This window comes from Pantoea ananatis PA13 (genome assembly GCF_000233595.1).
Lineage (GTDB): Bacteria > Pseudomonadota > Gammaproteobacteria > Enterobacterales > Enterobacteriaceae > Pantoea > Pantoea ananatis.
Genome location: NC_017554.1, coordinates 942,083 through 966,375 on the forward strand (window position 1 = coordinate 942,083; position 24,293 = coordinate 966,375).

Genomic DNA, 24,293 nt, shown 5'->3' on the forward strand with positions numbered 1-24,293 from the left:
CGTCGTGCGGCCTCAAACTGAGGCCGCAGATATCTGACTTGCATTCTCTGTTCCCCAGCCCGATTCAGGATTTACAGCTCATGACTCAGACTCTCAGCCAGCTTGAACACAACGGTGCCTTCATTGAGCGCCATATTGGTCCGTCGCCAGAACAACAGGCCGTCATGCTGGAGGCGATCGGTGCCAGCTCTCTGGCGTCGTTGATTGGTTCTATCGTTCCCGCCGACATTCAGTTGCCAGGCCCGCCAGCGGTGGGCGATGCCGCAACTGAACAACAGGCGCTGGCTGAGTTGAAGGCCATTGCCGGGCAAAACCTGCTTTATAAATCCTGGATCGGCATGGGATACAGCGCGGTGATTACGCCGCCGGTGATTTTGCGAAATATGCTGGAGAACCCCGGCTGGTACACGGCGTATACGCCGTATCAGCCAGAAGTGTCGCAGGGACGGCTTGAAGCCCTGCTTAACTTCCAGCAGGTTACGATCGATTTGACCGGCATGGACATTGCCTCCGCTTCTCTGCTGGATGAAGCGACCGCCGCCGCCGAAGCGATGGCGATGTCAAAACGCATCAGCAAACTGAAAAACGCGACCCGGTTCTTTATCGCTAACGATATTCATCCGCAAACGCTGGACGTCGTGCGTACCCGTGCCGAAACCTTTGGCTTTGAGCTGATTATTGACAGCCCGGCCAAAGCACTGGATCACGACAACCTGTTTGGTGTGCTGCTACAGCAGGTGGGCACTACGGGAGAAGTACACGACTACACCCACCTGATTAGCGAGCTGAAAGCACGCAAGGTGGTTGTCAGCGTCGCTGCCGACTTTATGGCGCTGGTGCTGCTGACATCTCCGGGCAAACAAGGCGCGGATATCGTGTTCGGTTCGGCCCAACGCTTTGGTGTGCCAATGGGTTATGGTGGCCCGCATGCTGCCTTCTTCGCCAGCCGCGACGAACATAAGCGTTCAATGCCTGGCCGCATTATCGGCGTTTCCCGCGATGCCGCAGGCAACACCGCCTTGCGCATGGCGATGCAAACCCGTGAGCAGCATATCCGTCGCGAAAAAGCGAACTCCAATATCTGTACTTCTCAGGTGCTGCTGGCCAATATCGCCGGGCTGTATGCCGTGTTCCACGGGCCGGTCGGGCTGAAACGTATTGCGTCGCGTATCCACCGCTTTACCGATATTCTGGCTGCCGGACTGCAGCGTGGCGGGCTTAAACTGCGTCATAGCCATTGGTTTGACACACTAACGGTAGAGGTTGCGGATAAAGCGGGCGTACTCAACCGTGCGCTGAGCTTCGGTGTGAACCTGCGTAGCGACATTCTCAATGCCGTCGGTATCACGCTGGATGAAACCACGCGCCGTGAAGACATCGCTACGCTGTTCGCTATTTTGCTGGGGGATGAGCACGGTCAGGATATCGATCGGCTCGACAGCCTGGTTACGGCCGACAACCCGTCCATTCCGGCCGCGCAGCAGCGTGAAAGCGAGATTCTGACGCATCCGGTGTTTAACCGTCATCACAGCGAAACTGAGATGATGCGCTATATGCACAGCCTGGAGAAAAAAGATCTGGCGCTGAATCAGGCCATGATTCCGTTGGGTTCCTGCACCATGAAACTCAATGCCGCCGCCGAGATGATCCCCATCACCTGGCCTGAATTTGCCGAACTGCACCCGTTCTGCCCGGCTGAACAGGCTGGCGGCTACCTGCAAATGATTGGGCAGCTTTCACAGTGGCTGGTTCAACTGACTGGTTACGATGTACTCTGCATGCAGCCTAACTCGGGTGCGCAGGGTGAATATGCCGGTCTGTTAGCGATTCGTCGTTATCACGAAAGCCGCGGTGAGGGGGAACGGCATCTCTGCCTGATCCCCAGCTCGGCGCACGGTACTAATCCGGCTTCGGCTCAGATGGCGGGCATGGATGTCGTGGTGGTCGCCTGTGACAAGCAGGGCAACATCGATCTGGGCGACCTGCGTGAAAAAGCGGCTCAGGCTGGCGATAAGCTGTCATGCATTATGGTGACCTATCCGTCTACTCACGGCGTTTACGAGGAAACTATTCGCGAGGTGTGCCAGATTGTGCATCAGTTCGGCGGCCAGGTTTATCTTGATGGCGCCAACATGAACGCGCAGGTAGGCATTACCACGCCGGGCTACATCGGCGCAGACGTTTCGCACCTTAACCTGCATAAAACCTTCTGCATCCCGCACGGCGGAGGTGGGCCGGGAATGGGACCGATCGGCGTGAAAGCCCATCTGGCCCCGTTTGTGCCGGGCCACAGCGTTGTACAAATTGACGGCATGCTGACGCAACAGGGCGCAGTTTCCGCTGCGCCATTTGGCAGCGCATCTATTTTGCCTATCAGCTGGATGTATATCCGTATGATGGGGGCAGAAGGGCTGAAGCAGGCCAGTTCGGTCGCGATCCTTAACGCTAACTATATTGCCAGCCGGCTAAAATCGGCCTATCCCATCCTGTATGCAGGGCGCGACGGCCGCGTAGCGCACGAATGTATTCTTGATATTCGTCCGTTAAAAGAGCAAACCGGTATCAGTGAACTGGATATCGCGAAACGCCTCATCGACTACGGTTTCCATGCGCCCACCATGTCGTTCCCGGTCGCCGGAACACTCATGGTCGAACCGACAGAATCAGAAGGCAAAATTGAACTGGACCGCTTTATTGATGCCATGCTGGCGATTCGCATGGAAATCGGCCGGGTGGAAACGGGTGAGTGGTCACTTGAGGATAACCCGCTGGTTAACGCGCCTCATACACAAATGGAAGTCATCGGAGAATGGTCTCATTCCTACAGCCGTGAACTGGCCGTGTTCCCTGCTGGCAGCCACAATAAATACTGGCCAACGGTGAAGCGCCTGGACGATGTCTTTGGCGATCGTAACCTGTTCTGTTCGTGTGTCCCGATGAGCGATTATGCGTAAGTCAGCTTAACGCGTTTAGTTATGAGGGCCGATTTTCGGCCCTTTTTTTATGGAGGTTTGTATGCAGCTCGCACTCGTTACCGGCGGCAGTCGCGGCATTGGTCGCGCGACGTCCCTCTTACTGGCATCCCGAGGCTACCGGGTGGCGGTCAATTTCCGTTCACGTGCCAGTGAAGCCCATCAGGTTGTAGATGAGATTGTACGTAACGGCGGTGAGGCCTTTAGCGTTCAGGCCGATATCAGCGATGAAACACAGGTGATGTCGCTGTTTCAACGGCTGGATCAGGAAGATCTGCCGTTCACGCTGCTGGTGAATAACGCCGGCATTCTGTTCCAACAATGTCGCCTTGAGCAACTGGATGCCTCGCGTATTCAGCAGGTTTTTGCCACGAATGTGCTTGGCGCATTTCTTTGCTGTCGTGAAGCCGTCCTGCGCATGGGCACCCATCATGGCGGTCAGGGCGGCAGCATCGTCAATGTCTCCTCTGCAGCTGCCCGCACGGGGTCGCCAAACGAATATGTCGACTATGCGGCATCGAAAGGCGCAATGGACACCATGACCAAAGGCCTGTCGCTGGAAGTGGCCCAGCAGGGAATTCGGGTCAATGGCGTACGTCCGGGGATGATTTACACCGAGATGCATGCTGACGGCGGAGAACCCGGCAGGGTAGACAGGCTGGCCAGCGGCATACCAATGGGGCGTGGCGGCTATGCCGAAGAAATCGCAGAAGCCGTTGTCTGGTTAGCCAGCGATGCCGCTTCTTACATTACGGGCAGCATTATCGATGCTGCCGGCGGGCGCTAGAATGATGCCGCAGCAGGGCGCTGCGGCAAACGACTTACAGCTTTTCACCATTGCTGGCGATGACCTGTTGATACCAGGCAAAACTCTTTTTCCTGGAGCGCGAGAAGTCTCCGCTGCCGTCATCGTTTTTATTCACGTGAATAAAACCGTAACGCTTGTTGTACTGACCGGTAGTGAAAGACACGCAGTCGATACAGCCCCAGGGCGTGTACCCCATGAGATCCACCCCGTCATGAATGACGGCTTTTTTCATCTCTTCAATATGCGCGGCCAGATAATCAATGCGGTAATCATCCTCTATCACGCCCTGCGCATTCGGTTTGTCGATGGCGCCAAAACCGTTTTCAACAATAAACAGGGGTTTCTGATAGCGTTCATACACATCATTAAGAACATACCGCAGACCAACAGGATCGATCTGCCAGCCCCAGTCTGAGGCTTTAACGTGCGGATTTTTAACCGTGCCTTCGAAGCCGGTAATAGGATCATCAACGCCACTGGCGCGGGTCTGAACGGCTGTACTCATGTAATAACTGAAGCCCACATAATCGGCACAGCCATTGCGCAGGGTTTCAGCGTCTTCAGGCTCCATGTCGATATGATAGCCTTTGCGCGCCCACTCTTTCAGGGCGTAAGCCGGGTAGTAACCGCGCATCTGCACGTCGCTAAAGACATAGCGTTGATGCATCGCTTCCTGAGCGAGCATGACGTCATCCGGATGGCAGGAGAAGGGGTAAACCGGCACCATGGCGATCATGCAGCCAATCTTAAACTCCGGGTTGATCTCGTGGCCCAGCTTCACGACTTTGGCGCTGGCAACAAACTGGTGATGCATGACCTGATACATCGCCTGTTCAGGTTTTTCATGTTCCGTGAAAATAACGCCTGAGCAGCAGTAACCAAACAGCGGATATTGCCAGTTACGCTGGTTGTTAATTTCGTTAAAGGTCATCCAGTATTTCACTTTATTCTTATAACGCTTCAGCACAACTTCACTAAAGCGCACAAAGAAATCGACAACCTTACGATTGTGCCAGCCACCGTATTCTTTTACCAGGTGATAGGGCATTTCAAAATGGGAGAGAGTAATAACCGGCTCAATACCGTATTTAAGCAATTCATCAAACAGATCGTCATAGAATTGCAGGCCGGCTTCATTGGGTTGCGGTTCATCGCCGTTAGGGAAAATACGGGTCCAGGCAATTGAGGTACGGAAGCATTTAAATCCCATCTCAGCAAACAGCGCGATATCCTGTTTGTAATGAGAATAAAATTCAACAGCCTGATGATTTGGATAGAATTTTCCTGGCTGGACGCCGTCGGTGATGACGCGGTCCACGCCATGAGCGCCGCCGGTCAGTACATCAGCAATACTGATGCCCTTACCGCCCTGATCCCAGCCGCCCTCTACCTGATGAGCCGCGACCGCGCCGCCCCACAGAAACGTTTTTGGTAAGCTCATTATGCACTCTCCCCTGAGGATTAAATTGGGGTGAGTGTAGCAAAGCACTTAATAATGTCACGCTATAACACCGCCGCGAAAAAGGGATTTGTTACAGCTAAAAAACGCTTTGTTTTATTTACCCAGTTGCCGACCCAGTGACTCGATAATATACATGACAGGCACCTGGGTCGTAATATCGCTCTGGTCGGGCATACGTATCACCGGTACATGATAGGACACCGTAAAGTCGCTCATTTTTGCCAGCGAGCAGGTTTCACTATTCGTAATGGCGATGATTTTACACTGATTCAGGTTGAACTGACTGGCAATGCGCAGCACCTCTTCCGTTTCGCCGGAGACAGAAAGAATAATGGCCAGGGCATTTTCATATAAACTCGGACTGATCGGATAATAGGGATCGTCGATCGCGTGGCTGAATTTGCCCACGTTTGAAAAAAAACGTGCCCCGTATTTCCCCAGGCTGCCCGATGTGCCGACACCAATAAAAAACACCCGCTCAGCCTGATTAATCATCCCCACAGCCCGATGGATGACCTGCTCAAACTCATCATTATTGATGCTTTTAAAAAAACTCAGCATATCTGCGATGCCGGAGACAGGCAGCGCAGGCGCGGTTTGTTCCCTGGCCAGACGCAGTCGGATACGGAATTCTGACCATCCTTCACACTGCATCTTGCGACAGAAGCGTAATACCGTTGTGGTCGATACCGCAGCCTGTTCAGCCAGCTCGCGAATGGTCATGTAACTGACGCTGTCACGATGTTTGATAATGTACTGATAAACCTGCATTTCAAGATCGTTCAGGGTAGCAAGATCGTGATGCGAGAACATGGAAAAGCTCACCCGGCAATTAACTGGCCCGCATTTTAACAGAATTCGAAGGGGAGGTGACCGCAATAATTATTTTAAGCTTACACTTGTACACTGAAAGTTTTTCTGGGTAATCTGTTGGACGATAAATCTGCAGTTGTTATCACTTTCAGGCAGGAATGTTATGAGTCACAAAAGTTTGCCGACGCAGGGTTATCCATTGGCAGAGGAAATTGCCAACAGTATTAGTCATGGACTGGGTTGTCTGTTCGGCATTGTAGGGTTAATGCTGCTGCTCGATAAGGCATCGGTCATGAATGCCGGGCTGACCGCCATTGTCAGCTCCAGCCTCTATGGCGGCAGTATGATTCTGCTGTTTCTGGCCTCAACGCTTTACCACGCCGTCAGCCACCCACGTGCGAAGCGCGTACTGAAAAAAGTGGATCACTGCGCAATCTACCTGTTAATTGCTGGCACCTACACGCCGTTTCTGATGGTTGGTCTGCAGTCGCCTCTCGCCTATGGGCTGATGGCGGTAATATGGGGCCTGGCACTGTTGGGCATTATTTTTAAGCTGACGATTGCCGAACGCTTTAAGGTACTGTCGCTGGTGACTTATCTCTGCATGGGATGGCTGTCGCTGATTGTGGTCTATCAGCTGGCGATGAAACTGTCGGCGGGGGGCATCTGGCTGCTGGCGTCGGGGGGCATTATCTATTCCCTGGGCGTGATTTTTTACGTCGCGCGTCGGGTGCCGTTTAACCATGCTATCTGGCACGCGTTTGTTTTAGGCGGTTGTGTTTGCCATTTCTGCGCCATCTACTTCTACGTTATGTAACGTCACAGGGCGGGACGTGGTCCCGCCCCTGAACTCAGCTTTCTTCCAGCGAGTAAGGCAAGGGCTGAATCATCAGCTTACCGCCTTCATCGCCTTCAACCCGTAATACGCTATCCGGCTCCAGATCGTTGTTCATGACCACCTGCACCCAGATGACGCCGTCGTCCAGTTGCACCGCAGCAAGAACGGTGCCCGTGCGACGCCAGCGCTCGCCCATCTGCAGCTCCAGGGAATCGTTGGCGGCGGGCAGGTGGCTGGCTTGTCCTGACAGCCAGTAGAGCGCCCGTTTATTCGCGCCCCGGTATTTGGCTCTGGCCACCATCTCCTGGCCGGTATAGCAGCCCTTTTTAAAGCTAATCGCGTCCAGCGCCTGCATGTTTGCGGCCTGGGGAATAAACTGCGCGCTGGTGGCTGCGTCAATAACCGGAATTCCGGCTTCGATGTCCAGGGCCAGCCACTGGGTGCTGTCATTGAACTGCGCATCGTCTGCCAGCGTCTGCTTCAGGGCATCGGCCTGGGCGGGCGACGTGACCAGCAGAAAGCGTTCTGCTGGATGGGCAAACCACAGCAGCGTGGTGTCGCCCTGCTGTACCACCGGGGTGGTGCTGTCAGGCAGCGTGTCAAAAACATTGGCCAGCGCCGCGCGGGCCTGGAAACCCGCCACGCCCAGCAGTGCGACATCGTCATCCGCGGTCAGGGTAACTTTAGAAAATACGGCGTATTTTTTTAACTCCAGCAGCTGAGTGTCTCGCAACTCACGACGCACCAAATAGGCATAACCCTCAGCGCGATGAAACAGGCGCAGGTTGCTCCACATCTTGCCCTTGGCGTCACAGTGGGCGGCAGGCAGGTGATGAGAGGCATCCAGTGCCGCCACATCCAGGGTCAACTGGCCTTGTAAATAGGACGTGCTGTCAGGGCCGACCACGGCAACCAGTGCCCAGGCATCCAGAGACATTAACGTGAGCGGCAGACGTGATGAGGCCGCAGGTTGGCGTGGGGGAAGCGTAAATGTTGGCATCGATAAATCCTGAGTCTGAAGGTTCATCCGAAACAATGTCTTCAATGGTAAAAGAGCACACTGGCAATGCAACCTGTTTACTAAAGAGGGCGCACAAAACGCGTGCCGATGTGTAAAAAAAGCCTGAGTCTGCGGCGCGTTGCACAGGGTCGGTTTGTGAACCTGCAGCCAGCAGTAATCCAGGGTACACTAGCTGCCACGATGTGAAATGTGGAAACGAATGCATGGATATTCATAATAAATCGCGCGTTCAATGGGCCTGCCGTCGTGGCATGCTGGAACTGGATGTCGCTATTATGCCGTTCTTTAAGTACGAATATGACACGTTAAATGATACCGATAAGCAGGTGTTTATCGCACTGCTGAAAAGTGACGATCCCGATCTTTTCAACTGGATGATGAACCACGGTGAGCCTGCCGATCCCGAGCTGAAACGCATGGTGAAGCTGATTCAGCAGCGTAATCGTGAACGCGGTCCGGTGGCAATGTAAACTTCATCCCTCTTTGCGCGCACGCCTGATCCTCGCACTGATGCTGTCAGTAACGATAGCAGGCGTTGGCATTATGGAACTGCCTGCGGCAGAGTGGATGATAAAGCCCGGGCTGGTCGTGGTGGTGCTGTGGGAAGGATGGAAACAGGATCGCCGCTTGCGTCAACGGCATGGACAGTTACGGCGCGACAGCAATCGTGAGTGGCACTGGCAGGGAGAAGACTGGCAAACGCAGCAGCCGTTGTACTGGTTGCCTGGCGCGGTGTTGCTGGTCGCACGAAACCGCAAGGGCAAGATCTTACGGCTCTGGCTGATGCAGGACAACATGCAGCCAGAGGCGTGGCGCGCCTTGCGGTCATGCTGTTTCAGCGAAACCGCAAGGCGCTAAATAGCGTGCCCGGAACAGCGCATCACGAGAAAGCGTGCCGATTTCAGAACACGCTTTTCCAGGTCAGGCTTTCCAAATACAGTCGTATCGACGGCGCGTCCTTTGCCAGGATTTCAGGATTGCGTTTTAGCGCGCGGCTTAAAGCCGCTCGGCGGTTTCTGTCAGAATCTGCTCGCACCACTGCTCAACGCGCTCATCCGTGGCTTCAAACTGATTGACGTCATCCAGCGCCAGTCCGACAAATTGCTTGCCGTCGGCACTCAGCGGTTTGGGGCTGGTAAAGTCATAGCCGTCCAGCGGCCAGTAGCCCACAAACTGCACCCCCATCGGCTGGAGCAGTTCATGTAGCATGCCTAAAGCATCCAGAAACCACTCACCGTAGCCAATCTGGTCGCCCATGCCGTACAGCGCCACGATCTTGTTGCGCAAATTGAGCGTCGGCAACTGGGGCCAGATAGCTTCCCAGTCCTCCTGCAGCTCGCCAAAGTCCCAAGTGGGAATCCCCAAAATCAACAGATCATAGTCTTCCATCAGACGCGGATCGTCATCTTTCACGTTGTGCAACGTCACCAGCTCGTCGCCAATAAAATCCCGAATTTTCTCCGCTACGATTTCGGTGTAACAGGTACTGGAACCGTAAAAAAGACCTATTTTCATGCAGATAGTGCTCTGTTAATCCTGACTTTGGCGTAATTGTATCAGAAGCAGGGTTGAATCAGGCATAATGAGCACGATTTCATACTGAACGGTGGGGAAAACGTGCAAGATAGTGAACTGACAGAACAGTTTCTTGATGCGCTGTGGATCGAGCGCAATCTGGCGCAAAATACCCTGTCCTCCTATCGGCAGGATCTGCAAACTCTCACCGGCTGGCTGGCGCATCACGGCTTAACGCTGACAACCCTGAGCGCGCCCGATCTGCAACAGTTTCTCGCGGAGAGACTGGAAGGCGGCTATAAAGCCTCCAGCTCTGCACGCCTGCTCAGCGCCATGCGCCGTCTGTTTCAGTATTTGTACCGCGAAAATATGCGCACTGACGATCCCAGCGCAATGCTGGCCGCGCCCAAACTGCCCCAGCGGTTGCCAAAAGATCTGAGCGAGGCGCAGGTGGATCGCCTGCTGCAGGCACCCGATGTTAACGTGCCGCTTGAACTGCGCGATAAAGCCATGCTGGAATTGTTATATGCCACCGGCTTACGGGTTTCGGAACTGGTGGGACTGACCCTGAATGACGTCAGCCTGCGCCAGGGCGTGGTGCGCGTGATCGGTAAAGGCAATAAAGAGCGGCTGGTGCCATTAGGTGAAGAGGCGGTTCACTGGCTGGAATACTATATGGAGCACGGGCGGCCGTGGTTGCTCAATGGGCAGACGCTGGACGTGTTTTTCCCCAGTAACCGTGCCCAGCAGATGACGCGGCAAACCTTCTGGCATCGTATCAAGCATTACGCCATGCTGGCGGGCATTGATAGCGAAAAGCTTTCTCCCCACGTGTTGCGCCATGCTTTCGCCACGCATTTGCTGAACCATGGGGCTGACCTACGTGTCGTACAGATGTTACTGGGGCACAGCGACCTCTCAACGACGCAGATTTATACGCATGTCGCCACGGAACGTCTGCGACTGTTACATCAACAGCATCATCCGCGCGCATAGCTGGCGGAGAGTAAGGAAAACAATGAACAAACATGTTGCCATGCTGGCGCTGCTGGCCAGCGCTTTTTCCGGTTTGACCCACGCTGATGACAGCGCCATTCAGCTTTCCCTGAAGAAACTGGGTTTGCACCAGGCTGAGATCCAACCTGCACCGCTGCCGGGTTTTAAAACCGTGCTCACCGAAAGCGGCGTGCTGTACGTTACCGATGATGGTAAACACATGATCCAGGGACCGCTTTACGATGTCAGCGGTGCTCAGCCGGTCAACGTGACGAACGCGCTACTGGATAAAAAAGTTGAGGCGCTGGTTCCGGAAATGATCGTGTATAAAGCGCCCAAAGAGCAGCATGTGGTGACAGTGTTTACGGATATCACCTGTGGCTACTGCCACAAACTGCACGAACAAATGGCTGACTACAACGCGCTGGGCATCACCGTTCGCTATCTGGCTTTCCCACGTGAAGGCATGAACGGCAAAGTTGCCAGCGCCATGAAGGCCGTGTGGTGCAGCGCCGATCGCAATAAAGCCTTTGATGAGGCGATGAAAGGCGATGTGCCGAAGATGGATGCGCCAGCCTCCTGCACGATTGATATCGGCAAGCAGTACCAGCTTGGCGTACTGTTTGGTATCCAGGGCACGCCGGCGATTCTGACTGAAAGTGGCATGATGATCCCCGGCTATCAAAGTCCACAGGAGCTCAAGCAGGTACTGGATAATCAAAAGCGTGGTGGTTAAGGCGTGGTAAAGCACGAAGTTGAGTTACGTCGCCGTGAAGCGGTAGCCGATTTGCCGGGGCTACCGGCAGATTTACCGCCGCTCCTGCGTCGGCTTTATCTGCAACGTGGCGTCACCAACGCCGCCGAGCTCGAAAGGGGCGCGAAAAACCTGCTCCCTTTCAGTGCACTGAGCGGCATAGACAAGGCCGTTAACCTGCTTCATCAGGCGCTGCTGGATGGCCGCTGCATTATGGTCGTCGGGGATTTCGACGCTGACGGTGCCACCAGTACCGCCCTGACGGTGCTGGCGCTGCGCAGCATGGGATGCAGCAACGTGCAGTACCTGGTGCCCAATCGTTTCGAAGATGGCTACGGCCTGAGTCCGGAAGTGGTTGAGCAGGCCCGCGCGCGCGGTGCAGAGATGATTCTGACCGTCGATAACGGCATTTCGTCCCATGCGGGTGTGGCGCTTGCGCATCAGCACGGCATTGCGGTGTTGGTGACCGACCACCACTTACCGGGCGAAACGCTGCCTGACGCCGATGCTATCGTTAATCCCAACCTGCCTGACTGTCATTTCCCCTCTCGTTCGCTGGCGGGCGTGGGCGTCGCTTTCTATCTGATGATGGCCCTGCGCGCCCACTTGCGCACTCAGGGCTGGTTTGGCGTCACGCGGTCGGAACCCAATCTGGCCGACCTGCTCGATCTGGTGGCGTTGGGCACGGTGGCAGATGTGGTGCCGCTGGATGCCAACAACCGCATTTTAGTGTGGCAGGGCCTGAGTCGTATTCGGGCCGGAAAGTGCCGTCCGGGCATCAAGGCCCTGCTGGAAATCGCCAACCGCGATGCCCGACAGCTGGCCGCCAGCGACCTGGGTTTTGCCCTGGGGCCCCGGCTTAACGCTGCCGGTCGGCTGGACGATATGTCTGTCGGGGTGGCGCTGTTACTGACCGACGATCTCAGCCAGTCGCGCATGTTAGCCAGTGAACTGGATGCGCTGAACCAGATGCGCAAAGAGATTGAGCAGGGGATGCAGAGCGAGGCACTGGCGTTATGCCAAAAGCTGGAGAACGAGCAAACCGATTTGCCGCTGGGGCTGGCCTTTTATCATCCTGAGTGGCATCAGGGCGTGGTCGGGATTCTGGCTTCCCGCCTGAAAGAGCGTTTTCATCGCCCGGTTATTGCCTTCGCACCGGCCGGTGATGGCATGCTGAAGGGATCGGGACGATCGATTGCCGGTCTGCATCTGCGCGATGCGCTGGAGCGTCTTGATACGTTGCATCCTGGCCTGATGCAGAAGTTTGGTGGTCACGCGATGGCCGCCGGACTGTCGCTGGAAGAGGCCCGCTACGACGAGTTTCGTCAGCGTTTTGCGGACCTGGTGGGCGAATGGCTGGCCGGCGAAGCGTTGCAGGGCGTCATCTGGTCGGACGGTGCCCTGCAGCCCGCTGAATTTTCTCTTCAGACGGCGGAAGTGCTGCGTGATGCCGGCCCATGGGGCCAGTCTTTCCCTGAGCCCGCTTTCGACGGCCGGTTCAGGCTACTGCAGCAGCGCCTCGTTGGTGAACGTCACCTGAAGGTCATGGTTGAACCTCTGGAAGGCGGACCGCTGATCGACGGTATCGCGTTCAACGTGGATACCACGTTGTGGCCTGACAGCAGCGTGCGCCAGGTCGAACTGGCCTATCGGCTTGATATCAATGAGTATCGCGGCAATCGCTCCGTCCAACTGATCATTGAACATCTCTGGCCGCTCAGTTAGCCAGCGGTGACGGCGGGGCCTCACATTCCCGCCGTTGCCAGTTTAACCTTGCCACGCCCGCGTCGGCAGAGCCAGTCCAGCTGGCTCAACGAAAGATTAACCTCTGCGCATTTTCTCAACGCTACAAACCGCCGTCGGTTTCGGGTAAACTCGCAGGTTAAATTTCTTATTCCATCGAACGTAAAAAAGACGCTAAACACATGTTTGAAATCAACCCGGTCAAATACCGTATTCAGGACCTCAGCGAACGCAGCGACGTTCTTCGGGGGTATCTTTGACTACGATGCTAAGAAAGAACGCCTTGAGGAAGTAAACGCCGAGCTGGAACAGCCCGACGTCTGGAACGAGCCTGAACGCGCTCAGGCACTGGGCAAAGAACGCTCCTCCCTGGAAGCCATCGTGGATACGTTCGATCAGATGAGCCAGGGGCTGGAAGATGTGCAGGGGCTGCTTGATCTGGCGGTAGAAGCCGATGACGAAGAAACCTTCAACGAAGCGGTCGCCGAGCTGGACGCGCTGGAAGGCAAGCTCGGCGAGCTAGAGTTCCGCCGTATGTTCTCTGGCGAGTACGACAGCGCCGACTGTTACATCGATCTGCAGGCCGGTTCTGGTGGAACAGAAGCGCAGGACTGGGCCAGCATGCTGATGCGCATGTATCTGCGTTGGGCAGAAGCCAAAGGGTTCAAAACAGAAATTATTGAAGAGTCAGAAGGTGAAGTCGCGGGCATTAAGTCGGTGACGATTCGCGTGTCTGGCGATTACGCGTTTGGCTGGCTCCGCACCGAAACCGGCGTACATCGTCTGGTACGTAAGAGTCCATTTGACTCCGGTGGTCGCCGCCATACCTCCTTCAGTTCAGCCTTTATCTATCCGGAAGTGGATGACGATATTGATATCGACATCAACCCGGCTGACCTGCGTATTGACGTGTACCGCGCCTCTGGTGCAGGTGGTCAGCACGTTAACCGTACGGAATCGGCGGTGCGTATTACCCACGTTCCAACCGGTACGGTCACCCAGTGTCAAAACGATCGCTCTCAGCACAAAAACAAAGATCAGGCGATGAAGCAGATGAAGGCGAAGCTGTACGAGCTTGAAATGCAGAAAAAAAATGCCGAGAAGCAGATGCTGGAAGACAACAAGTCTGACATTGGCTGGGGCAGCCAGATCCGTTCTTATGTTCTGGACGACTCACGTATTAAAGATCTGCGTACCGGCGTGGAAACGCGCAACACGCAGGCGGTGCTGGATGGCGATCTGGACCGTTTCATTGAAGCAAGTTTAAAAGCAGGGCTATAAGGAACCGACATGTCTGAACAACAACCGCAGAGCGCTGACGTCGCACTTGAGTTAAATAACGAACTGAAAACGCGTCGCGAGAAGCTGAGCGTGCTGCGTGAAAACGGCGTGGCGTTTCCTAACGATTTTCGTCGTGATACCACCTCCGATCGGCTGCATGCCAGCTATGACGAGAAGAGTAACGAAGAGCTGGAAGACTTAGGCATTGAGGTCAGCGTGGCTGGCCGTATGATGACGCGCCGTATCATGGGCAAGGCGTCTTTCATTACCCTGCAGGACGTGGGCGGCCGCATTCAGCTGTACGTGGCACGTGACGATCTGGCCGAAGGTATCTACAACGAGCAATTCAAAAAGTGGGACCTGGGCGATATCCTCGGCGCACGCGGTAAGCTGTTCAAAACCAAAACCGGCGAATTGTCGATTCACTGCTCAGAGCTGCGCTTGTTAACGAAAGCCCTGCGCCCGCTGCCAGACAAATTTCACGGTCTGGCCGATCAGGAAACGCGCTATCGTCAGCGCTATCTTGATCTGATCGCCAACGATGAATCACGCAACACCTTCAAAATCCGTTCGCAGATCATGGCCGGCATTCGTCAGTTCATGGTTGGACGCGATTTTATGGAAGTGGAAACGCCAATGATGCAGGTGATCCCGGGCGGCGCTTCAGCGCGTCCGTTTATCACGCATCACAACGCGCTGGATATCGATATGTATCTGCGTATTGCGCCAGAGCTGTATCTGAAACGCCTGGTGGTGGGCGGTTTCGATCGCGTGTTCGAGATCAACCGTAACTTCCGCAACGAGGGGATTTCGCCTCGTCACAACCCAGAGTTCACCATGATGGAACTCTATATGGCTTATGCGGATTACAAAGACCTGATTGAACTGACCGAAAGCCTGTTCCGTACGCTGGCGCAGGATATCCTGGGCTGCACGGTTGTGCCTTACGGTGAGCAGGAATTCGATTTTGGTAAGCCGTTTGAAAAACTCACCATGCGTGAAGCGATCAAGAAGTACCGTCCGGAAACCGATCTGGCCGATCTTGACGATTTCGACAAAGCGGTGGCGATTGCTCAGACCATTGGCATCAAAGTCGAGAAAAGCTGGGGCTTAGGGCGCGTAGTGACCGAAATTTTTGAAGAAACCGCTGAAGCACATCTGATTCAGCCAACCTTCATTACCGAGTATCCGGCTGAAGTGTCGCCGCTGGCCCGTCGCAACGACGAAAATCCTGAGATCACCGATCGCTTTGAGTTCTTTATTGGCGGACGTGAAATCGGCAACGGTTTCTCTGAGCTTAACGATGCGCAGGATCAGGCTGAGCGTTTCCTGCAGCAGGTGAATGCGAAAGATGCGGGCGATGATGAAGCGATGTTCTATGACGAGGATTATGTCACCGCCCTGGAACATGGTTTACCGCCAACGGCAGGCTTAGGCATTGGTATTGACCGCATGGTCATGCTGTTTACCAACAGCCACACCATCCGCGACGTAATTCTGTTCCCGGCGTTGCGCCCAGGCTCAAAGTAATTATCAGATGCTGGTTAAAGGCCGGGTGATTCCGGCCTTTTTTATTTCTGCTCTGCAACCCGCCACGGCATGTGCGCTTGAGTATTCCCGTCCCCTCTGCCAGGCTGAACATCTCAACCTGGAGCCACCATTATGAAGCCACGTCCTGACTGCATTCTTCACTGGCAAGCGCTGGAAGGCGAAGACAACGAACATTATTCCGATAGCGATGAGCTGATGTCCATTGGTACACCACTGGCGAAACTGTCTGGATTAACCCGGCTGGGCATTCATCATGAAAGGTTGCCGCCCGGACGCCGCATGTCTTATCCCCATGCGGAAAGTGCGGAAGAGGAGTTTATCTTCGTGCTGGAAGGTTATCCACACGCGTGGATCAATGGCGAATTGTATCCGCTGTCACCGGGAGAGGCCGTGGCGTTTCCGGCCGGTACCGGCATTTGTCACACCTTTATCAATAACAGCGACGCCGACGCGCGCTTTCTGGTGATCGGCGAGGTCAGCAAAGCGGAGAACCGCATTACCTATCCGCTAAACCGCGACTACGAAGCCACGCGCGAAGACAAGTGGCTTAACCCACCGCAACAGCAGATGGGCACACATCCCGGACTGCCGGACGAAAAGCCTTAAGATTTCACAGCATTATCCAGCCAGGTCTGGAAGCGTGAGTAGGGCACATAGAGCGCCACATCTTTATACAGCGTTTTTCCGCTCTGGTTGTCGTTGATGCGCTGGCTGTAACCCACAATCACGCCTGCCAGCGTGTCGTCAGATGCATTATAAACCGCGCCCCCTGACATGCCCTTAACCACGCCCGCATTGGCGGCCACGACAACGCAGTTCGCTTTGTTCCAGTCATTTGCCAGCGTGGTGTTCACCAGGTTTTTCCCGGTAGAGCTCACGGGCATTGCAGAGATGAAGCTGTAGCCGTAAAGATTCACTTTGTCGCCAATATGGCTGTTACGGAAGGACGGTGGCAGGTTGGCTTCGCTGTTCTTGTGGTAGACGATCGCAAGATCGCACTCAGGATGCCAGGCTTTCACGCGGTACAGCGAATATTTTGCGACGTGGGCGGCCGTGAGGCTGTAGTCAGGGGTAAGGGGAATAGTCGTGCCCAGCGTGCCCAGCCCCAGCACGGTGGGAATGCCTGTTACGGTCATATCCACGCGCTTCTCTGCTTCTCTACTGTATTCATAATGGCCGACTGAGCAGCCTGTAAGACTGATTACCATCAAAACGATAAGCCGTTGCATTTTCTCTCTCCGCGTCAGTTGGACTGCATTTCATCTGGCGATTCATAAGAGCTATATCGGCAACGCTAATACTTTATTGATAACTAAAATCGGTATTAGCAAAAAAACGGCTACTTCGCTGGCAACCTTTATCATCGTCCGGTGCGTTACGCGGCGGCATGCTCGCTAACTGTATGTTTAATAAGCCTGGTTGATGTGTGTGTCAATTATTGCCATACACGCAATAGATTGTTGTTGTTATGTGAGTATCAGATGACAGGTAGCTATGCTGTAATACGTAGTGTGATATAGATCATAAATTATAGCTCGTTTATCAGGATGCATGCGTCATCCGTCTCGTTGTAATTATCATTTTTGGGAGAGTGTTATGCCTGTTGCATTGCTTGCACTGGCGCTGAGTGCGTTCGCTATCGGAACCACTGAGTTTGTGATCATGGGCCTGTTGCCGGAGGTCGCAAACGATTTGCGCGTGTCCATTCCGTCCGCAGGTTGGTTAATTAGCGGCTATGCATTAGGCGTAGCAATCGGTGCACCGATCATGGCGCTGTTAACGGCGAAGTTGCCCCGTAAAAAAACGCTGATTCTGTTGATGGTAATTTTTATCATCGGCAATCTGCTGTGTGCTCTGGCCTACAGCTATAACCTGCTGATGCTGGCACGGGTGATTACCGCCCTCTGTCACGGGGCTTTCTTTGGGATTGGATCGGTGGTCGCGGCCAGTCTGGTTTCCGCCGATCGTCAGGCTTCTGCCGTGGCGTTGATGTTTACCGGTCTGACGCTGGCCAATGTATTAGGCGTGCCGTTGGGAACCTGGTTTGGTCAGCTGTTTGGCTGGCGTGCGACATTCTGGGGCGTTTCGGCTATCGGCGTACTGGCCTTCATTGCCTTAATCACCAGCCTGCCGGGAAATAAGAATGAGAAGCCGGTCGATCTGGCGAGCGAAATCAGCGCGCTGGCCAACGTCAAACTGTGGCTGTCATTACTGATGACGGTCTGTTTTGCTGCCGCCATGTTTGCCCTGTTTAGCTACATAGCACCGCTGCTGCTGCAGGTTACCGGCATCAGCGATCGTGGCGTGAGCTGGACGTTGTTTCTGATTGGCGCGGGCCTGACCGTGGGCAATATTCTGGGGGGCAAAATGGCCGACCGCAAAGTCTCCCTGAGCCTGATAGGCAGTTTTTCGCTGATTACGCTGTTCTCACTGCTGTTTAGCTGGACCAGCCACGCGCTCTGGCTGGCGGAGATCACCTTGTTCCTGTGGGCAATGGCAACCTTTGCCACGGTTCCCGGCCTGCAGATCAATGTGGTGCGTCACGGTAAAGAGGCACCTAATCTGGTTTCCACCCTGAATATTTCTGCCTTTAACGTTGGCAATGCGCTTGGCGCGTGGGTAGGCGGCGCGGTGATTGCGCGCGGCTATGGACTGACCGCGGTTCCTGTTGCCGCCGCCGCGCTGGCGGCGGTTGGACTGATGGTTTGCTTGATCACCTTCCGCAAATCCGGCGGTGCTGCGGCCCGGGTGCATGCCTAAGCGAGTCTGTCCGCAATTTGCTCAGGAAAACGGGCCACCTGTTGCTGCAGGTGGTTCACAAACGCCTCTACCAGCGCGGATGCCGGCCGATGCTGCGGCCTGACGAGGCTAACGGTAAAAGGCACAGCGACGCTAAAAGGGCGCATCACCACACCGCTGTCGGCGTAATCCAGCGCCGTCAGCGGATTCACCACTGAGATCCCCACTCCGGCCTGCACCATCGCGCACACGGACGCCGCGCTGTGGGTTTCCATCACCATCCTGCGTGTCACACCTTGCTCATGAAACAGTGCGTCGAGCAGCTGGCGGTAGCTGTCCGTGCGCGACAGGCTGACATAGTTCTCACCGGCGAAGTCCTGCGGCGTCAGCAAGGCGCGCTGCGCCAGGCGATGGTGCTGCGGTAACACGCACACTTCATCGCAGGTCAGCAGCGCCTGGCGATCGGTCCCGGCGGGGGCGTGCTGCGTTTCCGTAATGCCCAGATCGTAACGCTGAGCCGACAACCACTCTTCCAGTAACGGGGATTCCTGCGGAATAATGTTCAGACTGACATCAGGGTAGCGCTGCAAAAAGGTCTGGCAGACGGGCGGCAGCAGTGACTGGGAAAAAACCGGCAGGCAGGCGATAGAGAGCTCACCCTGGCGAAACTGGCGTAATCCCTCTGCGGCATCAATGATGCGATCCAGCCCATACCATGAGCGCTGCACTTCTTCGAACAGCCGTAAGCCCTGTACGGTAGGCTGTAAGCGGCCGCGCACGCGCTCAAACAGCGTCAGACTCAGCTGCCGTTCCAGTCGCGCCAGCTCGCGGCTGACGGTAGGCTGGGACGTCTGCAGCAGAGTCCCAGCCTGCGTGAGGTTTCCGCTGGTCATAACAGCATGAAAAATCTCGATATGCCGCCAGTTGATTTTTGCCATGCATCATTCCATATCATTTTTGCATAGATGCTATTAAAACAGATATTTTTCGGCATGGCACGATTCTGGCTTAATGGTTTTATTGCCACAGGAGAACCCCATGCCTCGTCCACTTAATACCACCGAAACCGCCCTGAACGTCGATAATTTACTGCCGCTGGCACGTCAGTACAGCGGCCCGTTCTGGGCTTATGATGCGCAGGTTATCCAACAGCGTATTGCTCAACTCCACGCATTTGATGTGGTGCGCTTTGCGCAAAAAGCCTGTTCTAACACCCACATTCTGCGCCTGATGCATTCTGCGGGCGTTAAGGTTGATTCGGTTTCCCTGGGCGAAATTGAGCGTGCGCTGGTGGCCGGTTTTCAGCCCGACAGTGACGAAATCGTATTCACTGCCGATGTCCTGGATAACCCTACGCTTGCCAGGATTGCAGAGCTTAAGGTGCCGGTTAACGCCGGATCCGTCGATATGCTGCATCAACTGGGTGCCGTTTCGCCAGGACATGCCGTCTGGCTGCGCATTAACCCCGGCTTTGGTCACGGGCACAGCCAAAAAACCAATACCGGTGGCGAAAACAGTAAGCACGGCATCTGGCCCAGCGATTTGCCCGCTGCTCAGGCGGCCATCGAACAATATGGACTGCGCCTGATCGGCATTCATATGCATATCGGTTCAGGCGTGGACTATGCGCACCTGCAGCAGGTCTGCGATGCCATGGTGGATTTGGTCGTGGAATTTGGCCAGGATCTTGAGGCTATCTCTGCCGGAGGCGGTTTATCCATTCCCTATCACTACGGGGAAGAGGCGATCGATACCGATCACTATTTTGGCCTGTGGGACACGGCACGCCAGCGCGTGGCGGACCATCTGGGCCATGCCGTGAAGCTGGAAATCGAACCCGGCCGTTTCCTGGTCGCGGAGTCAGGCGTGCTGGTCTCTCAGGTTCGGGCAGTAAAAGAGATGGGCAGCCGCCACTTTGTGCTGGTGGATGCAGGCTTCAGTGATCTGATGCGCCCCTCCATGTACGGCAGCTACCATCATATCTCTGTGATGGCGGGCGATAACCGGGCGATCGATGAACAGGCAACGATCGACAGCGTGGTTGCAGGCCCTCTGTGCGAGTCGGGCGATGTTTTCACACAGCTTGAAGGTGGCAAGGTGGAAACCCGCGCTATTCCGGCCGCGAAAGTCGGGGATTATCTGGTGTTTCACGACACCGGCGCTTACGGCGCATCGATGTCCTCAAACTACAACAGCCGCCCACTGATTCCTGAGATCCTGTTTGAAAACGGCGAGCCGAGAGAAATCCGCCGCGCGCAGCGCATTGAAGATCTGCTGGCGCTGGAATGAGGCTACTGCGCCTGTTGAAAGACGATGACTGACAGGCCAGCCGTGCCACCGCACGGCTGGTCGTCCCCGTCAGGGGGCTGGATAGGTGTAACGGCGATGGATCGCTTCGAGTTCTTCCAGAACCTCATTGCTGAGCGTTACGTTGGCGCTGTCGATATTGATCTTTAACTGATCCAGCGTGGTTGCGCCCAGCAGGGTGCTGGACACAAAAGGTTGTTGACGAACAAACGCCAGTGCCATTTGTGAAGGATCAAGCTGATGTTTTTGGGCCAGCGCCACATATTCCGCCACCGCCAGTTGAGACTGCTCACCGCTGTAGCGGGTAAAGCGGCTAAACAGGGTATTACGTGAACCCGCGGGCTGCGCGCCATTCAGGTATTTACCGCTCAACGTACCAAACGCCAGGCAGGAATAGGCCAGCAGCTCCACGCCTTCATGCTGGCTGATTTCCGCCAGGCCCACTTCAAAACTGCGATTTAGCAGGCTGTAGGGGTTTTGAATAGAGACGATACGCGGCAGTTCATGCTTTTCTGCCAGCTGCAGATAACGCATGACGCCCCACGGCGTTTCATTCGACACGCCGATATAGCGGATCTTACCTGCCCGCACCTGCTCAGCCAGAGCCTCCAGCGTTTCTAACAGCGTGACAGGGACGCTGTTCTCACTGTACTGATAGCCCAGCTTGCCAAAAAAGTTGGTTTGACGCTGCGGCCAGTGAAGCTGATACAGATCGATGTAGTCGGTGTTTAAACGTTTCAGGCTGGCATCCAGCGCCTCGCGAATATTTTTGCGATCCAGCGCCATATTAGGACGAATCGACGCATCGTTGCCGCGCGTTGGGCCGGCAACTTTACTGGCAAGAACGATTTTGTCTCGGCTACCGGTCTTTTTTAACCAGCTGCCAATATATTTTTCGGTCAGCCCCTGAGTTTCGGGCCGCGGGGGAACAGGATACATCTCGGCAGTATCAATCAGGTTGATGCCCGAACTGAGGGCTAAATCCAGTTGAGCGTGGGCGTCGGCTTCGCTGTTTTGCTCACCAAACGTCATGGTGCCCAATCCAAGCTGGCTCACTTCCAGCGAGCTATGGGGGATACGGTGATAGTGCATTGCCGGCTTCCTTTTCTGTAGGGATAAGTAATATGACTTCAGGGACTATAGCGCGAGGCGTAGCGGCTAAGAAAGGGGGATAACAGAGAGAAATAGCCTGCCGACGCGGGGGAGGGGCGACAGGCCGATACTTTTCGCATCTAACGTTCAATAATGGTAGAAACGTCGTCACTGTTGATCTGCACCGTATGGCCTGACTGATCGGTGTATTGCACCAGCCCCGTTTCTTTATCAATGCTCGGTTTGCCTTCGGTCATAATCATCCGGCCATCTTTTGTTGCCATAACATAATTGGAACTGCATCCACCCAATGTCACCGCAGCAACGGCCAATAATACAATTTTACTCAGCCCTTTCATTATGCTCATCCTCACGAATCGTCCACTGCAAAAAGTGTAGTAATAAATCCTTTTACCGATTGGGTTAATCGTATCAATCTGAAAATAACCGGGCGGCGCGGAGCCGCCCTTGACAACATTAGTGCGTTTTTTTCTTACTGCGCATCAGGTTAAGGCACTCAACGGCCATCGAGAAGAACATGGCAAAATAAATGTAACCTTTTGGTACATGCACCGCGAAACTTTCCAGGATCAGGGTAAAACCCACCAAAATCAGGAACGAGAGAGCCAGCATTTTGACCGATGGATGACGATCAACGAACTCGCCAATACTGCGGGCAGCGACCATCATCATTAATACCGCAATCACCACTGCCGCCATCATAATAAACAAATGGTCGGAGAGGCCCACGGCCGTAATAACGGAGTCGAGACTAAAAATGATGTCGAGCAACATGATTTGAACAATGGCACCCATGAAAGAGTGAACGTTGGTTTTGTGCTCGGCTTCTTCGCCTTCTATCGTTTCATGAATCTCCATGCTGGACTTCCACAGCAAGAATAATCCACCAAACAACAGGATGAGATCGCGTGCTGAAAAAGCATGATCCATGAGGGTAAACAATGGGTTGGTCAGTCTTGCGACCCAGGCAATAGAGGCCAGTAACCCCAGACGCATCAGCATTGCGCCCATCAAACCGATGCGGCGTGCGCGGGCTTGCTGATGTTTGGGGAGTTTTGCCACCACTAACGACAGAAAGATAATGTTATCAATGCCCAGAACCACTTCCAGAATGGTCAGGGTGCCCAGCGCCAGCCAGGCGTTGGGATCGGTAATCCACTCGAACATACCTGCACTCATATCCTAAACGAAAATTAAACAAAGATTATACGCACCAAATTTGTCTAACTCACATTTAAATACCGCCAGGGACGCGAGAATAAGGCTGTCAGACCAGAAAATGGCGTGCCAGAAGCGGGCCTGTAAAACTTTTCTTGAGATAAAACCCGCGTGGCAGCGTCATGATGGGCTGTCCGCGATCGCCGATCCCTTCCGTTAAGGCTTTGCTGTTTGCTGCTTTGGGGCGAATCTGCAGCCAGGCACCGTGACGGGCGGTGATGCGTTCTACCTGACCCAGTACGATCATATCCATCAACTCCTCCCAGTCCTGGCGCAGCATCTCATCTTCCTGCGCGTCGGGGCTCCACAGCAGCGGCGCGCCAACCCGACGTTCGCCTAATGGGATGTCACGCTCGCCCTCTACCGGCATCCACAGGACGCGCGCCAGCTTATGGCGGACATGGCTGTTTTGCCAGGTGACGCCGCTGTTTCCGGTGAGGGGCGCAACGCAAACAAATGTTGTTTCCAGCGGCTTGCCATAGCGATCGACAGGGATCGTTTTCAGTTCAATTCCCAGGTGTGCGAAATCCTGTTCTGCTTTACTGCCCGCACTGGCGCCCAGATGCCATTCCAGCAGCATCCCGACCCAGCCTTTATCCCGTTTCAGGTTGGCCGGTATCGGAATGCCTGCCTGGTCGGCCAGGGTTTGCAGCGTTAAACCTGCCAGTGACTGGGCGCGCGATAACAGTGTTGACTCATCTTCAGGTGGCCCGGGAAGGAATGTCATGTGAATAACTCATAATGATTAATAATTAAGCAGCCTGCAGCAGCCTCAGGTTTTCCACAGGAAAGAACGCGGTATAACTCACATAATAACATGAAACATAGTACTTTTTTTTACAGCGAAATTGGCAGGCTCCAACTCATGTCGCAGGTTATCCCAACTTGCTATCAACAATGAACAGGATCTCAAGCCCAGTTATCCACAGAAAAATGGGATAACCCCGTCTCAGGTTGCCTACTGGTTCCATTTACAGCCTTGACTTTGCTGTTTTTCAACAAAAATTAAGCCGTTTGATGCAAGCTTGAGCCGATCGCTGTGGATAAAAAGCATTGTGGTGGATCTTTAGCCAATTGTCAGCACGAAGGAATTATCCGCCCCCTTTCCGGCAGGGTAAAAGGCAGCAGAGTAAAAAAATAGGCTTATATTTCAAGAATAAAT

23 protein-coding genes are annotated in these 24,293 nt (G+C 54.6%); 13 read left to right on the forward strand and 10 right to left on the reverse strand.

Annotated elements, in window-relative coordinates:
- Positions 1 to 80 precede the first annotated feature (80 nt).
- Both gcvP and PAGR_RS04590 read left to right on the forward strand, forming a co-directional pair.
- A complete protein-coding gene (gene gcvP / locus PAGR_RS04585; protein ID WP_014605127.1) occupies positions 81 to 2,954 on the forward strand; it encodes an aminomethyl-transferring glycine dehydrogenase in 2,874 nt (957 codons plus the stop codon).
- Between the two features lie 61 nt (positions 2,955 to 3,015).
- On the forward strand, positions 3,016 to 3,759 hold the full coding sequence (locus tag PAGR_RS04590; protein WP_014605128.1) for an SDR family oxidoreductase: 744 nt from the start codon (positions 3,016 to 3,018) through the stop codon (positions 3,757 to 3,759).
- A 34-nt stretch (positions 3,760 to 3,793) separates the two neighbouring features.
- Here PAGR_RS04590 and PAGR_RS04595 read toward each other — a convergent pair whose 3' ends face one another.
- Positions 3,794 to 5,221: a 6-phospho-beta-glucosidase gene (locus PAGR_RS04595; protein WP_014594496.1), complete on the reverse strand. Its 1,428-nt coding sequence runs from the start codon at positions 5,219 to 5,221 to the stop codon at positions 3,794 to 3,796.
- A gap of 114 nt (positions 5,222 to 5,335) precedes the next feature.
- Positions 5,336 to 6,055 (reverse strand): MurR/RpiR family transcriptional regulator, encoded by a 720-nt coding sequence (locus PAGR_RS04600; protein WP_014594495.1) that lies wholly within the window; start codon positions 6,053 to 6,055, stop codon positions 5,336 to 5,338.
- 163 nt (positions 6,056 to 6,218) lie between these two features.
- On the opposite strand from PAGR_RS04600, the gene trhA reads away from it, so the two are divergent.
- Positions 6,219 to 6,872, forward strand: a complete 654-nt coding sequence (gene trhA / locus PAGR_RS04605) for a PAQR family membrane homeostasis protein TrhA (protein ID WP_014605129.1) — start codon at positions 6,219 to 6,221, stop codon at positions 6,870 to 6,872.
- A gap of 34 nt (positions 6,873 to 6,906) precedes the next feature.
- Here trhA and ygfZ read toward each other — a convergent pair whose 3' ends face one another.
- On the reverse strand, positions 6,907 to 7,893 hold the full coding sequence (ygfZ, locus tag PAGR_RS04610) for a tRNA-modifying protein YgfZ (protein ID WP_014605130.1): 987 nt from the start codon (positions 7,891 to 7,893) through the stop codon (positions 6,907 to 6,909).
- Positions 7,894 to 8,117: 224 nt separating this feature from the next.
- Here ygfZ and sdhE point away from each other — a divergent pair, with 224 nt between their 5' ends.
- Both sdhE and PAGR_RS04620 read left to right on the forward strand, forming a co-directional pair.
- Entirely contained in the window at positions 8,118 to 8,384 is a 267-nt protein-coding gene (gene sdhE / locus PAGR_RS04615; protein WP_014605131.1) for an FAD assembly factor SdhE, read from the forward strand.
- The gene (locus tag PAGR_RS04620; RefSeq protein WP_044042288.1) at positions 8,359 to 8,772 is read left to right on the forward strand and encodes a protein YgfX; all 414 of its coding nucleotides are present in this window, start codon (positions 8,359 to 8,361) and stop codon (positions 8,770 to 8,772) included. Before sdhE ends, PAGR_RS04620 begins: the two co-directional genes overlap by 26 nt.
- A 138-nt stretch (positions 8,773 to 8,910) precedes the next feature.
- On the opposite strand, the gene fldB is transcribed toward PAGR_RS04620, so the two are convergent.
- Positions 8,911 to 9,429, reverse strand: coding sequence for a flavodoxin FldB (gene fldB, locus PAGR_RS04625; RefSeq protein WP_013027050.1), 519 nt, complete (start codon positions 9,427 to 9,429; stop codon positions 8,911 to 8,913).
- A gap of 102 nt (positions 9,430 to 9,531) precedes the next feature.
- On the opposite strand from fldB, the gene xerD reads away from it, so the two are divergent.
- From xerD to PAGR_RS04655, 6 genes are all read left to right on the forward strand, one after another.
- Positions 9,532 to 10,425 carry a site-specific tyrosine recombinase XerD gene (xerD, locus tag PAGR_RS04630; protein ID WP_014605133.1) on the forward strand — a complete coding sequence of 298 codons (894 nt, stop codon included), beginning with the start codon at positions 9,532 to 9,534 and terminating at the stop codon, positions 10,423 to 10,425.
- A 22-nt stretch (positions 10,426 to 10,447) separates the two neighbouring features.
- Positions 10,448 to 11,161 carry a bifunctional protein-disulfide isomerase/oxidoreductase DsbC gene (gene dsbC, locus PAGR_RS04635; protein ID WP_014605134.1) on the forward strand — a complete coding sequence of 238 codons (714 nt, stop codon included), beginning with the start codon at positions 10,448 to 10,450 and terminating at the stop codon, positions 11,159 to 11,161.
- Between the two features lie 3 nt (positions 11,162 to 11,164).
- Positions 11,165 to 12,904 carry a single-stranded-DNA-specific exonuclease RecJ gene (recJ, locus tag PAGR_RS04640; RefSeq protein ID WP_013027000.1) on the forward strand — a complete coding sequence of 580 codons (1,740 nt, stop codon included), beginning with the start codon at positions 11,165 to 11,167 and terminating at the stop codon, positions 12,902 to 12,904.
- Between the two features lie 200 nt (positions 12,905 to 13,104).
- Positions 13,105 to 14,203, forward strand: a protein-coding gene (gene prfB / locus PAGR_RS04645; protein WP_104933680.1) for a peptide chain release factor 2 whose coding sequence is annotated in 2 segments (ribosomal slippage) — positions 13,105 to 13,179 and positions 13,181 to 14,203 — 1,098 coding nt in all. Because the reading frame shifts where the segments join, the coding sequence is not laid out codon by codon here.
- A 9-nt stretch (positions 14,204 to 14,212) separates the two neighbouring features.
- Positions 14,213 to 15,733, forward strand: a complete 1,521-nt coding sequence (lysS, locus tag PAGR_RS04650; RefSeq protein WP_014605135.1) for a lysine--tRNA ligase — start codon at positions 14,213 to 14,215, stop codon at positions 15,731 to 15,733.
- Positions 15,734 to 15,865: 132 nt separating this feature from the next.
- Positions 15,866 to 16,360, forward strand: coding sequence for a cupin domain-containing protein (locus tag PAGR_RS04655; protein WP_014594486.1), 495 nt, complete (start codon positions 15,866 to 15,868; stop codon positions 16,358 to 16,360).
- Here PAGR_RS04655 and PAGR_RS04660 read toward each other — a convergent pair.
- Entirely contained in the window at positions 16,357 to 16,983 is a 627-nt protein-coding gene (locus PAGR_RS04660; RefSeq protein ID WP_014605136.1) for a hypothetical protein, read from the reverse strand. The genes PAGR_RS04655 and PAGR_RS04660 overlap by 4 nt on opposite strands.
- A gap of 367 nt (positions 16,984 to 17,350) precedes the next feature.
- Here PAGR_RS04660 and PAGR_RS04665 point away from each other — a divergent pair, with 367 nt between their 5' ends.
- Positions 17,351 to 18,514, forward strand: a complete 1,164-nt coding sequence (locus PAGR_RS04665) for an MFS transporter (protein WP_014605137.1) — start codon at positions 17,351 to 17,353, stop codon at positions 18,512 to 18,514.
- Here the strand turns inward: PAGR_RS04665 and PAGR_RS04670 are convergent.
- On the reverse strand, positions 18,511 to 19,431 hold the full coding sequence (locus tag PAGR_RS04670) for a LysR family transcriptional regulator (RefSeq protein WP_014594484.1): 921 nt from the start codon (positions 19,429 to 19,431) through the stop codon (positions 18,511 to 18,513). The two genes, PAGR_RS04665 and PAGR_RS04670, sit on opposite strands and share 4 nt — an antisense overlap.
- Before the next feature lie 100 nt (positions 19,432 to 19,531).
- Here PAGR_RS04670 and lysA point away from each other — a divergent pair, with 100 nt between their 5' ends.
- Positions 19,532 to 20,782, forward strand: coding sequence for a diaminopimelate decarboxylase (lysA, locus tag PAGR_RS04675; protein ID WP_014605138.1), 1,251 nt, complete (start codon positions 19,532 to 19,534; stop codon positions 20,780 to 20,782).
- A gap of 69 nt (positions 20,783 to 20,851) precedes the next feature.
- Here the strand turns inward: lysA and PAGR_RS04680 are convergent, their stop codons facing one another.
- The 4 genes from PAGR_RS04680 to mutH all read right to left on the reverse strand — a co-directional run bounded on the left by PAGR_RS04680 (position 20,852) and on the right by mutH (position 23,858).
- Positions 20,852 to 21,892 (reverse strand): NADP(H)-dependent aldo-keto reductase, encoded by a 1,041-nt coding sequence (locus PAGR_RS04680; protein ID WP_014594482.1) that lies wholly within the window; start codon positions 21,890 to 21,892, stop codon positions 20,852 to 20,854.
- Between the two features lie 140 nt (positions 21,893 to 22,032).
- A complete protein-coding gene (locus PAGR_RS04685; RefSeq protein WP_014594481.1) occupies positions 22,033 to 22,251 on the reverse strand; it encodes a YgdI/YgdR family lipoprotein in 219 nt (72 codons plus the stop codon).
- Between the two features lie 118 nt (positions 22,252 to 22,369).
- The gene (locus tag PAGR_RS04690) at positions 22,370 to 23,080 is read right to left on the reverse strand and encodes a TerC family protein (protein ID WP_014605139.1); all 711 of its coding nucleotides are present in this window, start codon (positions 23,078 to 23,080) and stop codon (positions 22,370 to 22,372) included.
- Positions 23,081 to 23,180: 100 nt separating this feature from the next.
- Entirely contained in the window at positions 23,181 to 23,858 is a 678-nt protein-coding gene (gene mutH, locus PAGR_RS04695; RefSeq protein WP_013026989.1) for a DNA mismatch repair endonuclease MutH, read from the reverse strand.
- Between the last annotated feature and the right edge of the window lie 435 nt (positions 23,859 to 24,293).